Genomic DNA, 14,018 nt, shown 5'->3' on the forward strand with positions numbered 1-14,018 from the left:
TAAAAAGGACGCATCGTTGAAGAAAACAGAGAGTCCTTATATCGGGTATTGTGGAGATTTTTGTGGAAAACAATAGAGAAGAGCATTTTTTATTTGAGCTTGTATCGCCTGAAAAAATTGTGTTTTCAGAGCAGGTAGTGTCTGTTGTTCTTCCTTCAGCCTCAGGTTATTTGACAGTTATGGCGCATCATGCGCCATTGGTGGCAAGTATTGTGTTGGGTAGTGTTCGTGTTCGCACCTCTTTGGGTGAAAAATTATTTGCTGTATGCGGGGGCGTTGCAAATATTACCTTTTCGGGCTGCTCTTTATTGGTAGAGCACGTTGTGGCTGTAGAGAATCTTTCTTTTGATGCATTAGAACAGCAGATTTTGCAGATTCAAGCGACGTTAGAAGGAGGGACAAGTGATGAGGACAATCATAAAATAGAGTCTTTTTTCCAGCAGTTGTCAGCTGATGGTGCTGTATTGATAGAAGCGTAGCAGAGTATACAGGAAAAGGTGACATGAGCGGAAAAAAGAGTACGGTTGTGTCTGCTAAAAGGAGCGCAAAACCCTTTCCTCGTCCTGGTCGTGTCTTTGCGGGACCTTTGCCAAAGTGCTTTGTTTATATTTTGGCTTCTCTTATTTTGCAATGGGCTTATGGTTTAGGGGCTAATATTGTTCAGTCTAATATTGTCCATCTTACGGGTGATTTTCATGCAACTTTGGCCGAGACGACATGGCTGGTAGCGGCCTATATGGCGCCAAATGTGAGTGTAGCGATTATGTTGATCAAAATCCGCTATCAATTTGGGCTACGCGCTTTTGCTGAATTATCAATTCTTGGCTTTGTTTTGGTTTGCGTGTTGCAGCTCTTTGTTACGGATTTGCGTTCTGCATTGATTATTCGCTTTTTTGCTGGGATTGCTGCTGCTCCTTTGGCTTCGCTTGCGCTGCTTTATATGATGGAGGCTTTTGCTCCAGCAAAGAAGTTTACTATTGGTCTTAGTTTGAATTATATGAATGCGGCTTTAGCGGCACCTTTATCACGTTTGATTTCTCCTGATTTGCTGGAAAATGGTGGTTTTTCCAGTCTTTCCGCTCTGGAAATGGGGTTGGTTCTTATCAGCTTGGTCTGTATCTATACTTTGCCTCTTACTCCTGTTGTGCGTAGTAAGGTTATTCAAAAATTAGATTGGATAAGCTATGGTTTGATTGCTCTTGGTCTTGGATTAAATGCTGTGATCATGTCTGTTGGCATATTGTATTGGTGGTATGAAGCACCATGGATTGGTTGGGGGCTCGCACTTGCTATTTTCTCGTTGGCTATTGCTATTATTATTGAGCTTAATAGAGAAAAACCGTTGATTGATTTACGTTGGATTTTCAGTAAAGAAATGATCCAATCTGTTTTTATTTTATTGATCTTTCATGTTTTTTTATTGGAGCGGTCAAATTTGCCCGTAGGGTTTTTTAATCTTTTTGGTTTACTCAATCGTGAGATGGCGCCCATGTATCTTGCGGTGACATTAGGGATTCTGTTAGGGGGGGCTGTTTGTGTCTTTTTTTTACGGGCGGGGCGTGAGGATTATTTTTATTTGTTATCTTTAGGTTGTTTGGCGTTGGGAGCTTATTTAGACAGTCATGTAAACTATTTAACGCGTCCGAAAGATATGATGTTGAGCCAAGGGTTGGTGAGTTTTAGTTATGCACTTTTTTTGCCTCCTGCTCTTTTCAAAGGGTTTGTGATCGCTGGTGAGCGAGGACCGCGTTACGTTTTAAGTTTTATTGCTGTTTTTTTGTTAACGCAAGTGACAGGGGGATTGATGGGGTCGGCTTTTTTTGGCAGCCTACAGTTTTATTTTGCCCATAAAAACTTTGAGTCCTTAACACAAAATATTATTATTACTGATCCTCTTATTTCTGGTGAGATGAATACTTTATTTTCGCCTTCTTATGGTGTTTCTGTTCCCAATGGCTTGAGAAGTGAGCAAGGTACTTCTATGTTGATAGAGAAATTTAAGTTAACAGCAAATATTTTTGCTTATGATGACGTTTTTCGGCTTTATTTTTATATTTCAATGGTTGTATTCGTTATTTTTCTTGTCACAATGATTGTTAAGTCATGCTCTTTGCGCGCATTAGAAAAGTAGAGTAATGTCATAGAAAGAGGGGTGCAAAAAAATGATAAAAACATTACGGTCAAAAGCTACGGTTGTTGCATTCCTATCGGGTATTACGGGTGTTTTGCTGATTTTGTGGGCTTGGAGACTTCCTCCTTTTGTGAGTAACATTCAAATAACCGATAATGCTTCCATTAAGGGCAATGTTACTCTGGTTAGTTCACAGATCTCTGGGGTGATTGCACGGATTTATGTGCAAGATTATCAACGCGTTGAAAAGGGAATGCTGCTCTTTGAGCTCGATGATTCTCTTTTTCGCCAGCAGCTTGCACGGGCACAGGCTGTTCTCGATTCAAAAAATGCAAAACTGGCAAGTATTGAATTACAAGCACAGCTTTTGCAGGGCGAGATTAATACAGCAGAGGTGGAGTTGGCGCGTTCACGAGCATTTTCAAATGTTGTTCCAGATAGTAAAAAGTTAGGTTTTGGTGATGCGGCAAGTTCTGTTTCTCGTCCTCTTTCACAACTCTTGACAGCTCTCGAAACAAAACGCCAATTGCAAAAACAATTGGATCTTGAACGGCAAAGTTTACAGTCAGAAATTTCTGGAGCGAAGGTGAGTGTTGAGTTGGCAAAACTTAATCTCGATCATACAAAGATTTTATCTCCTCGAACAGGCTATATTGGATTAGTTGGAGCGCGGGTAGGGCAATATGTTATGCCGGGGACACAATTGGTCTCTGTTATTTCTGATGATATTTGGATTATTGCTAATTATAAGGAAACGCAACTTTCTCAGATGCGTGTGGGACAACCGGTTGTTTTTTCTGTTGATGCATTGAACAACAAAAAGTTAACAGGGCGTGTGGTTCGTTTTGCACCTGCTACAGGCTCAGAGTTTTCATTGTTAAAAACGGATACGACAATTGGTAATTTTATCAAAATTGCGCAACGTATTTCAGTACGAATTGCTTTAGATCCTGGACAGGAAGGGATTGAAAAACTCATTCCTGGCATGTCCGTGGTTACCTATGTAGATACTTCGCAGCGAGTCGATTCTGGAGGATAAAATTTTGGGTTTTTTCAGTTTAATTTTTGCGTCATTTACTTATAGCAAATGGATATTCACGTTAGAAGATTTCGTTTGGTTTGCTATACTACATCTTTTAAAGCTCTTAAGCTTCTTATTATTCTATTTCATGATGTAAAATAATGTGCCTTAGAATATTAAAGCGCATGCATCTTTACTCACTTCCATTTCTTTTGAAATAACTCAGTAGGGGGGGATGGAGTATTGGAAGCTTTGCCTGTCGTTTCTAGCAACATCATCTTTTGAGGTGTGGAAAGGAGGCTCTTCTTTTTATCTGAGTGTACTCTTTATGTGATATTTGCAATGATGTGAGGCAGATCATTGAAAAATCTATCTCTGACAGATGTGTTGTTATTATCAATGTGTATTGTGTGTATAACAATGATGCTAAGTTTGAAAACTGTCGCAATAATCTAGCTAAAAAACGCTTATACATAATATTGTACTTTACGGGGACACACTATAGAGCGTATAAAATGTAGTTACCGGAGCAGATATAGCCGATGAAAGATGTGTGGTGTTGTCTATTTGTCTTTGTAAGGGACTAAATCGTTATCTATCTAGGTCAATATGCCTTCGTTTTCTTTTTGTTTTTCAGTTCCAAATATTTTACGAATATTCTCTTGTTATGTTCACTGTAATTCTTAAAGTTTAGCTCGTCCTCTAACTTCACTTTCAGCTCTCCGTTTTTCAGCTTCAGCTTCCCATTTTCATATTCGGCTTTTCGTTTAGCTTCCTCTTCAGCTTTTTCTAACGTTCTATGGCAAGTTCATGATCAGCTACTCGTACGTTTTCACAATTTTTTTTAGTTTAATGACTATAGAGTGGTTGGGTATAATCTTTGTGTCGTTTTCTAATTTTCCTTGTTGGGTTATTGCCGAGGCTTTCATTTGTAGAACTCGTATTCGTGAATCTGTAGGGCTGCGTAGAGTGTTTGAATGGGCTGAATTTGATCAGTATCTTTAGGACTTTTAAGTTGATCAATAAGCTGTTTTATGGTTTTTTTGTTTTTCACGCGCTTTTTCGTAAATAGCTTGTTCTATGTTGTGTTTTGGCTTTTTGTTCATCAAAAATATCAACTGCGGCTTTTGATTTTGCGTTTTTTAATGGCTCTTTAGTATAAGAATTTTTCTTTCCTCTTTTCAGTATTTTTGCTGCTGCTGATACCTGTCAATTTTTGAAAGTGACTAAAATTAGAGCGATGGAGGCCATGACTCTTTTGCTTTTTGAATGTTCTTTGAAGAGCTGCGGATGTTTTATTTAAGAAACCATGTCGTTTTTTTATTTCATCGAGTGGATTTTTAAAATGTGCAAGCTGTTGTTTTTCTTGTTTAATCTGTTCTATATTTTGGCAAAATGAGTTGGAAAAAAATAGAAGAATTATTGCAAATACGCTCGTGTGAAATTCAAAGGAAAATGCAATGATTGTTGTTGAGAAACATTTCTTTTGTCTAAAGGTATTTTTTATAAAAAATACCTGGTAGTGAGAGGAGTGTGGGTTTTCAATATCAAAATATCCTCCCCTTTCCCCAATTAAAATGACAATCGGGGGCGTATAGAGTAAAAGTGTAAGCTTTTCCAGTATTAATTCTTTATTTTTAGTCTATATACACAATGAAGTTTTGGGAAGGCTGGGAAATTGGGGGAAGTTTTGGATTGAATATTTGAGTTGTTATCTTATTGTCCCGTGAATATCCTCATTTTAGGTGTGGTATCAGGCATCTTTTTGATGCGTTAAGTGTTTGTGTGGGGAGCACATTCGTTGTAGGGCTTGTTTGTTGCCTTTAGAAATGTTTTCCTTTGAGGGGTGGTGATGTGAATCGCATGCGTTGATAGGTTTCCGATAGACAAAAGCTGGATTATAGACTGGCTGGATGGCTGGAAAACTTATCCTTTTGGGAGAGGGCGTAAAGTTAGGAGAAAGACGTAAAGTTTATATTTTGTAAACCATAAAAATGCCCGCTTTGAATCGGGCATTAAAAGGGAAGGTTATTGATTGCGTTATTAATGTTTACGGATTAGCAAGAAGCTTACTAAAACAATTCCTGCTGCTAATGCGAGGGTTTTTTTAGGATTTTCTTTCGCTTTTTTCTTTAATTCTGTAGCATGTTCGTTGAGGTGATAAAGTGCGTGACGGCCTTTTTGTTTCCATGTGTTAAACAGCTCAGAAATGTTTTCAAAGCTATCATTTTGAAAACTCCAATGATTTACGGGGACCAGCTCTCTTTTTAATTGTGCTATACGTTTTTTAATTTTAGCATTTTTTCTATGGGGTGAAAATAGACACATTTATTGACTCCTTCATGTGTTAAATTGTTGCGTGACAGTTGGAATTGTGTTTGGGGTTTTGCTATAACGGCTTGAAAATTGAAAAGTTGCATTGATAATGCCGCGCGTGGGTGAGATGAAAATTAAGAGTTTGAGTTTAATGAGGCATTTTTTAATGTGTCCGAGTTCTTTTCATGATGGTTTTTGTTAAGGATGTAAGGTAAAAATTTTTACAAGATGGTGTAAGATTCATCATAAAGATGGTGGGCGATGTCTTCATTTTTTTGTTTGTTTAAAGTGTTGGGATATCTTTTGGCACTTGAAATAGTTTATAAGGAGTTTTTATCTACATATTCTCTTGTGGCTGTAGGGAGTGGTATTGATTGATTCAATTAAGAAGATTTAAAATGAGGAAATCTTACGATATTTGGGTTTAGCATTCAAATTTGTAAAAAATAGATTATTATAAATCAATATGTTGGATTAATTTGGCGATGTCTTTCATGCATTTTAAAAATGGCGCTTTGATGGGTGTTATCTGTTGTGTTGTAAAACACTGTTTTGTGATGACGTTGATGTAAGGTATCGGCATACAACTTAAAAATACAGTATTGTCTCTGTTTGGTTTCAGTTTCTTTTTGAATCAACCAAGTGTAGAAGTATAAACTTGAACAGAAGTAGTAGAACTTATCCGGTGCGTCTATAGAATGATCCACCTATGAGTTGAATTGCATCAGTGTTAGTAGGTAGAACCTTTTGAGAGCAATCTGTTAAGATTGGTGGGCGGTGTAATTTTCGTCCTTTGAAGCGCGGAGGAAGTCAATGTAAGTAATGATTGATAGCGCAGGTTTTAAAAATTTGAGGACTTGATGAATACGACCTATTTTTTATCTAAACCACTTGAGCGTCGTCGATCTGTTGGTGTTGCTGTTGGTGATGTGATCATTGGGGGGCAGAGCCCGATAGTTGTACAGTCAATGACCAATACAGATACCGCTGATGTTGATGCAACTGTTGCTCAAGTGGCTGCTCTTTGGCAAGCTGGTTCACAATTGGTTCGAATTACTGTTGATCGCGATGAAGCGGCGGCTGCTGTACCAAAAATACGGGAGCGATTGGAGAGGTTAGGATTTTTTGTACCATTGGTTGGGGATTTTCATTATATTGGTCATAAGCTTTTATCTGAGCATCCTGCGTGTGCTGAGGCGCTTGCAAAATATCGCATCAATCCTGGAAATGTTGGTTTTGGCGCAAAAAAAGATCGTCAATTTGCAGAAATTATTGAGATTGCTTGTCGGTATCATAAACCTATTCGCATTGGCGTGAATTGGGGCTCTCTTGATAATGCATTGTTAACACGGCTTATGGATGAAAATGCACAGCAAGAAAATCCTTTATCGGTTGCTGAAGTGATGCGGGAAACTGTTGTGCAGTCTGCTCTGCAATCGGCTCTTTGCGCTGAAGAGATGGGGTTGGGACGTGATAAAATTATTCTTTCTGCTAAAGTGAGTGACGTCCAAGATCTTATTGCTGTTTATACCACCTTAGCGGCGCGTTGTGATTATGCTCTTCATTTGGGATTAACGGAAGCTGGGATGGGAACAAAGGGCGTTGTTGCTTCTTCGGTGGCTTTGGGCATTTTATTACAGCAAGGGATTGGCGATACGATACGAATTTCCTTAACGCCAAAACCTGGTGGTGATCGGACACGAGAAGTAAAGGTGGGGCAAGAACTTTTGCAAGTGATGGGGTTTCGGCAATTTTTGCCTGTTGTTGCGGCTTGTCCTGGTTGTGGGCGCACAACCTCAACGGTCTTTCAACAATTGGCGCAAAAAATTGAAGCAGATTTATACAAAAATATGCCTATTTGGCGTGAAAAATACCCTGGCGTTGAAAGCTTGAAGGTTGCTGTGATGGGATGTATCGTCAATGGACCGGGGGAGTCAAAGCATGCGGATATTGGAATCTCTTTGCCTGGAGTGGGGGAAAGTCCTGCGGCACCTGTTTTCATTGAGGGACAAAAGGTAAAAACTTTGCGGGGTGATCACATTGCTGAAGAATTTGAAGCGCTTTTGAGTGATTATATTCATACACGCTTTGGGCAAGGTTGAGGTAAAAATCGCATAAGGTTGAAGTAAAAATGGTGTGTCGTTTTTTAAAACAAGCTGTCTTCAATGTGAAGAGGGTGCTGTTGTATGCTGCTTTAGCTATGGTCAATACTGTTGTTGGTTGCTTATTATTTTAGGTAAAACCAGATGATATACCTGTTTTAGAATCAGAAGCTTATGAAGGATATTAATGAGTTTAAGTGTGTTAAGACTATTAAGCAAAACGATATGAATACTTTAATAGATCCGTAAATGTTGTTGCTGGTTTTTTGGCTGCTCTTGAGACAGTAAAATATTTAACGGATTCTTCAAATATCAAATTATAGAAAGAACATTGTTTATTGATTTTTCAGGCATTTTCCCAGCATTTTTTGGGGTATCAAATTGATAGGATTGGAAATCCTTATAGCGATTATAGTCCTATTTGTCGTAAAATATAAGCTTTTATATTGATATAAAATGATGTATACGGGTGCCTTTTTGGGCGTTATTGGGGGAATGCATGACAAGTATATTAGCGTTTGGCTTTTTATTTAATGGTATAAGGATTTTAACTGGCGCCTTTATTGTCTTTTATATGCTTGAAAAAGGCTTAACGCTTATTGATATAGGTGTCATTAAGTCGTTTCAGGCTTTTATTATGATGGTTACCGATATTCCTCTGGGATATTTTGCTGATCGAAAAAGTTATAAAATATCGATCGTTTTGGCAGCTGCTTTTGCTGCTACATGGCTCTTTCTCATGGGATTTTCTACAAGCTTTTATGGTTTTCTTTTGGCAGAAACTTTTAATGCCTTATCGCTAACATTAATTGCTGGGGCTTATAATGCTTTACTTGTTCAATATGCAAAAGCAAAAGTGACATCCACTAAAAAAGTGCTTGGTTCCAGCTCTCAATATAATTACATCGGCATGTTTATATTCAGTTTAATCGGGGCATATTTTGCTGATTATTCTAGCCAATATATATGGTATATCGCGGCGTTTTTAATGTTGATGACAACACTATTTGGTTTGTTTTTTCTTGATGACTTGAAGGGGGAGAAAAAACCAAATAAAGCGAATTCTCTCATTTGTGAAGCTAAGGAGATGTTATCTATTTTTATTAAAGTTCCTTATATCTCTTTATGCTTTTATTTTTCATTGATTTTTTTCAATATATTCTCGCAGTATTGGCAGTGGATATTTAAAGATTATGATATTAATGTCACTTATTTTGATCTTGGTGTGACATTTTCATTGATATTGCTCTCTCAGCTCTTGGCTAGTTTTCTCTTTACAAAACTAAGTGAAAGAGTGAATTTTATTTTACTGTTGTTTCTTTCGGCTTCACTGATTTTTACCATTGCTTTCTTTGAACCAAGAAAAGAAATTGCTGTCATTTTAGTCTGTATGATTTTTTATCTCATTAAGTATACATATCTTCGTGTAGAAGTTGTTTTGCATGATAGTATTAGTGATCATTTCAGGGCTACATATGAATCTTTCTTGTCAACCGTTGGGAGGTTTAGCTTATTGGTATTTTTTTACATGAGTGCGTATATGGTCAATATATTTGGCTTTTTCTCACTCGTTTATATTTTTGCTATTTATTTATTGATTTACTTGTTGGCGGTATTTTTTTTAGAAGGAAATCTCAAAAAAGTTCAGTGAAAATAGTAACGTATTATCACGTGTGTTTCATGGGGTTTCATAGTGGGGCAAGGCTTTTATTTATTAAGGCGCATCGTTGTTTTTGCATGTTGAATGGAAAAGAAGAATGTTATTCGTTATTTTTATTTAAAATCTATGTATGTTGAAGTAATCAAAGTCATCCGCTTGTCGTTATAAGTGGGCGTGGCATAACAATCATTACAAAGGAAATAAAAATGCTGCTCATGAATATTGCGCCAAGAGTTGCTGACAAGATTGGACGTTGATAAAGAAAATGATTGTGCTGGATTATATGCTTATTAAGGAATGGTGATGGAGCATTTTCCTATTTTCATTGGTTACTTGCTGGTAACACTTTATCGCACTAGAGCTGATTTAAGCAGTCGGACAATTTATAGCCTGTCCTCATAAGAATTCCCTTATGATCGATTTTGATATTTTGATGATCTATTTTATTGTTGGTATATTTAGCGGATTTTACCATTGCCTCCTTTAAAATATCAATCATCTTGTTGAGATAACAACATCTTTCATTCTCATTTTTGAGTATTTTCTCTTTGGTTGCGGCGTTAGCTCTGTATTTTCTGATGTTAGAAAATACCCTTAATCCAGATAATAAACCTATTTACGGAAATTTTAAATGGCACTCCCTCTTTGAGAGGGAATAAAACCACGTAAAGAAATATTGTTGAGTACAATTTGCTATAAATAAGCCACAAGAAACCAGCACATATTGATATATTTGATAGGAATCTGTTAAGCTGTACAAATTATGGTTATTAAAAGGTAAAACGATGAAATCGTTATCCGTAACGCATATTGTAACATTTATAACTCTTTTTTCTGTATCTGTGTTGTTGGGGTGTACACGCGTAGATAGTCTAGAGCAGTACGATAGACTTTACGAAGAATATATCAGTGAAAATTACGAGACTTTTGAACATTTTCAAAAGCATGAACAAGCAAAAAAATTTGTATACAGCCATGGCTATCAGAATATCGTACCAAAGTTTGACATTATACGGCATCGTCACATACTGATTGTTTTATGTGGACGCTTTGTTAATTTATTGCGTGGTGATTATAATGAATGGATATCAGCAGATATGTTACTCAATGTCATAAGCAGTTTGCGGAATGACTATAATTGGAGAGAAAGCGATTTTATTTGGGCATATAATATGTCCATGAACTCTACGGATCCCATGATTGATTACGCGAAAAAATTTCTTAATTCTTCCAGCGGAAATGGCATCAGCCCAACAACACAAATTATTGACCTTGTGTCTAGTATGAGAGCTGGTCATGGTGACAACACTAAACAAATAGCGCGTTTTTGCATAGAGCTAAACACGATATATGACATGATGAAACCAAGAAGAATTTACAAATGACATTTAATGGGTAAAATTCTCTCGAAGGATATTAAATGTCTATAATACTTTTGATAATTGCGGCATTTTCTTATTTATGTTGCATGTTTTTTTATTATGGCTTCAAAAGGTGGACATATTTTCCAGCTTTGGCAACAGGCATAGGTTCACTTACAATGATGCTCTTCATTTTAATAAGAAAATTTCACTTGAAGGAGGAAATTTACACTTAGCTTGAAAAAATTACTTATCATAAATTAAATTGCGCTATTATATATAATAATAAGGATTTTCTTTATCTTTCTGTTTCAATGATCATTCTCTGTTTAATCTTATCAATTCTCTTTTTATGCGATGAATTGAATAAACGAGATAAAGAGTGTGACGAATTAAAGTTGTACAGTGATCGTGATTATTATTAAATTGAAGTTATTACACACTTTTGTAAAACTGTTTCTACTTTTGAAGGAGTGGTGCGCCGGCACTATCACGCACTTTGTTAGCTTCCAATGTTGCTACAGCCCTTGGCTCTTGAGATGATTCATAAGAGGTGTTTTTAAATCCTTTCTTTGATGTCTTGCTTCACACGCCAGCTCCGCTTGTGACGTGCAAGCAAGTGATTTGATTGATACAACATACACAGATTTGAAATGAGAGAATCTTACGATATTCGGGGTTCTTATTCAAGTTGAACAACGCTAAATTATCATTATAAATAAATGTGTTGTATTATTCTTGCTAAGAAAAGAGAGATCGGTAATAATACTGCTTTGATCTTTCGTTCTATTGAAATTGATGACTTTATTTATCCTGTTATGCTGTAACATACAGTCATTTAAGGGGTGGTGAAGGTGTCCTGTTTGATATATTAAGTATTTTAAGAAGTGCATGGTGAATATTCTTAAGTCTTGTTTATTGTGTCTTTAGTTTAAGTGAATCGCATGCGTGGAAAGCGAGAGAAACCTACTCGGTAGGAAACTAGACTGTTTACAGAGTAGATTGGGTTAAAAGACTTTGTTCTTTGAGGGTGGCATAAAAATCAAAATAGCCATTGTGTTCATTTTTTCTGATATTTTAAATACGAGCTTCAAAAAAATGATGCTTGAACTAAACAATGAGAACTTTTGTAAAAGTGTTTTTAGAGAGCAAGCAATACACGAGTGAATTTACAGAATATAACCATATTTGATCTTCTACAACAAGATAGCGTGGAAAGGCATAAAAATTACGATTCTCTACTGAGGGCATTTACTTAGAGCATTGTACTTCTTTTATTGTTTTTTACGGGTTTATAAAATGCCTTGTTTTATACTTATTCTGTTTATTTTTTGCCTTATCGTTAGAAGATTAAAGACATAAAGGAGAAAACGAGTTTTCCTCTTTCGGTTGTTTTTTATTTGGCTTTAAAGCATAGTGATTGCGCATTGTTTCACATTTTCTTTCATTCTTTAATGGAAGGCATTTTTCATGCAAAATAGGATATCCAGAATGCACTTGTGTTATAAATTCACGGCGCTTGTTTTAATGAAATTTTTCTCAAGATTTGTCGTATCCATTTCATGATAAGGACTATAATGGAGATTAATTGTAACGTTTCTTTGAAAAGTCTATTATGCTTTCAACAAAGATGATGGTGTACACTACGTGCAATAGGGCGGATGAAGTTTAATTTTTGCGTATTGCACTAAAGTGTGCTGCTTGTTGGAGGGGGAGAGCTTTAGCGCCAAAAGGATGTAAGAATGCTTCTGCCTTACTGATGAGTGTATCTCGCTTTTTTTGAGTTTCTTCAATGCCATAAAGATGAACAAAAGTGGCTTTTTGTGCCGTTTCATCTTTCCCAGCAGTTTTTCCTAGGGTTTGTGTGTTGGCGGTGACATCAAGAAGGTCATCGGTTAATTGAAAGGCTAAACCAAGATAAGTACCAAAATCAGTAAGCTTTTCAGTTAATTCTTTAGATGCATTGCCAATGATGGCACCTGCTTGGCAAGCAAAGCTTATCAGGGCTGCTGTTTTCATGTGTTGTAGAGTGATGATGTCAGTACTTTCTTGCGGTCTTTTTTCAGCTTCAAGGTCCAGCATTTGTCCACCTAACATACCGCCAAGTCCTGCCGATTGTGCAAGAGACGTGATCAGCTTGATTCTAATATCTGTAGATAAAGTACTAGCTTTATGGGCAATGATTTCAAAGGCAAATGTTAAGAGAGCATTGCCTGCTAGAATTGCTGTTGCTTCGTCAAATGCTATATGGACGGTGGGTTTTCCACGCCGGAGTATATCGTTATCCATAGCGGGAAGATCATCATGAATGAGCGAATAACAATGGATACATTCTAAGGCACATGCAACATCAAGAGAATGTTCTACAGGGACATCAAAAAGTGCAGCACTTTGAATTACAAGAAAAGGACGCAAGCGTTTTCCACCGTTCAGCACACCATAGCGCATGGCTTTGATTAAGTTTTTAGGGCGTGAAATTTCACCATTTTGGATTTGATCACTTAACAGGGTATCAAGCCGCTTTTCAACGGTCTGTCCATGTTTTGCAAGAAGGGTAGTAAATTTGTGCATTCTTGCTTCCTTTGTTTTTACAAAAATGAAATTATGAAGTTTAAGAGACAGAGAGAAAGGTTGTCGCTTTTTCTTGTTTTCATAAATTGGCGTTGTTTTTATTAAAAATCAATTTCTCTTTTTATCCGTATCTCTACTGTATGTGCAAATCCCTTTTTAAACCAAATAAAAATTAAATGAAGGTCTTATGAGAATGCTTTCATTGGTGTATAAAATTTTAAAATTTTGCGGTGTTTTTGATACTTATTGGATCATTGTGACATCATTTTTTATAAAAAGAAGGTCATTTTAGTAAGAGGGGGATCATTTTGACATTGCCTCTTCTTTTTTATCAGTGTATAATATTTTTAAATTTTATGGTGTTTTTAAATGAAGCATTGTCATTTTTGACATTGCTTTTTCTGTTTTAATGGATTTGGAGTGTCTTTTTATGGCTGTACCTAAACGAAAAACCTCTCCAGCGAAGAGGGGCATGCGCCGTTCGGCTGATGCTCTGAAGGCGCCGACTTATATCGAAGATAAAAATTCTGGTGAATTGCGTCGTCCTCATCACATTGATTTGAAAACGGGAATGTATCGCGGACGTTCCGTTTTAGTGGTTAAAGACTGAGCGTTTTCTTTCTTTTCCAGTGGTGAACTTCTTTTATTTCATCGATCAATGCACGCTTGGGGCGTGCATTTTCGCTTTAAGGTGAATGTTGAGGTTCTCTTGCATCGTCTTCTATCGATGTGGAACAGGGGATGTATCGTGGACGTTCTGTTTTAGTGGTTAAAACTTTAGCGTTTTCTTTCTTTTCCAGTGGTGAACTTCTTTTATTTCATCGATCAATGCACGCTTGGGGCGTGCATTTTCGCT

9 protein-coding genes are annotated in these 14,018 nt (G+C 36.8%); 7 read left to right on the forward strand and 2 right to left on the reverse strand.

What is annotated here, in order from left to right; translation table 11 throughout:
- The first annotated feature begins 62 nt into the window (after positions 1–62).
- Genes atpC through ACFILY_RS04055 form a run of 3 tightly spaced genes read left to right on the forward strand, consistent with a single transcriptional unit; the run spans position 63 to position 3,170 of the window.
- Positions 63–479, forward strand: a complete 417-nt coding sequence (gene atpC / locus ACFILY_RS04045; RefSeq protein WP_273790510.1) for an ATP synthase F1 subunit epsilon — start codon at positions 63–65, stop codon at positions 477–479.
- A 23-nt stretch (positions 480–502) separates the two neighbouring features.
- Positions 503–2,131 (forward strand): MFS transporter, encoded by a 1,629-nt coding sequence (locus ACFILY_RS04050; RefSeq protein ID WP_375630912.1) that lies wholly within the window; start codon positions 503–505, stop codon positions 2,129–2,131.
- A gap of 31 nt (positions 2,132–2,162) precedes the next feature.
- Positions 2,163–3,170, forward strand: coding sequence for an HlyD family secretion protein (locus tag ACFILY_RS04055; protein WP_375637561.1), 1,008 nt, complete (start codon positions 2,163–2,165; stop codon positions 3,168–3,170).
- A 2,025-nt stretch (positions 3,171–5,195) separates the two neighbouring features.
- Here ACFILY_RS04055 and ACFILY_RS04060 read toward each other — a convergent pair.
- Entirely contained in the window at positions 5,196–5,480 is a 285-nt protein-coding gene (locus tag ACFILY_RS04060; protein ID WP_273790507.1) for a hypothetical protein, read from the reverse strand.
- 848 nt (positions 5,481–6,328) lie between these two features.
- Between ACFILY_RS04060 and ispG the strand changes: the two genes are divergently transcribed.
- From ispG to ACFILY_RS04075, 3 genes are all read left to right on the forward strand, one after another.
- Positions 6,329–7,570: a flavodoxin-dependent (E)-4-hydroxy-3-methylbut-2-enyl-diphosphate synthase gene (gene ispG, locus ACFILY_RS04065; protein ID WP_273790506.1), complete on the forward strand. Its 1,242-nt coding sequence runs from the start codon at positions 6,329–6,331 to the stop codon at positions 7,568–7,570.
- A 499-nt stretch (positions 7,571–8,069) separates the two neighbouring features.
- Positions 8,070–9,221, forward strand: coding sequence for an MFS transporter (locus ACFILY_RS04070; protein ID WP_375637562.1), 1,152 nt, complete (start codon positions 8,070–8,072; stop codon positions 9,219–9,221).
- 794 nt (positions 9,222–10,015) lie between these two features.
- Positions 10,016–10,615: a hypothetical protein gene (locus tag ACFILY_RS04075; protein WP_375637563.1), complete on the forward strand. Its 600-nt coding sequence runs from the start codon at positions 10,016–10,018 to the stop codon at positions 10,613–10,615.
- 1,644 nt (positions 10,616–12,259) lie between these two features.
- Here the strand turns inward: ACFILY_RS04075 and ACFILY_RS04080 are convergent.
- Complete coding sequence (locus tag ACFILY_RS04080) at positions 12,260–13,162, reverse strand: polyprenyl synthetase family protein (RefSeq protein WP_375637564.1); 903 nt, start codon at positions 13,160–13,162, stop codon at positions 12,260–12,262.
- A 430-nt stretch (positions 13,163–13,592) separates the two neighbouring features.
- Here ACFILY_RS04080 and rpmF point away from each other — a divergent pair, with 430 nt between their 5' ends.
- Positions 13,593–13,772 (forward strand): 50S ribosomal protein L32, encoded by a 180-nt coding sequence (rpmF, locus tag ACFILY_RS04085; protein WP_005774555.1) that lies wholly within the window; start codon positions 13,593–13,595, stop codon positions 13,770–13,772.
- The last annotated feature ends 246 nt before the right edge of the window (positions 13,773–14,018 follow it).

This window comes from Bartonella sp. CL25QHWL (genome assembly GCF_042195335.1).
In the GTDB taxonomy this organism is placed as follows: Bacteria; Pseudomonadota; Alphaproteobacteria; order Rhizobiales; family Rhizobiaceae; genus Bartonella.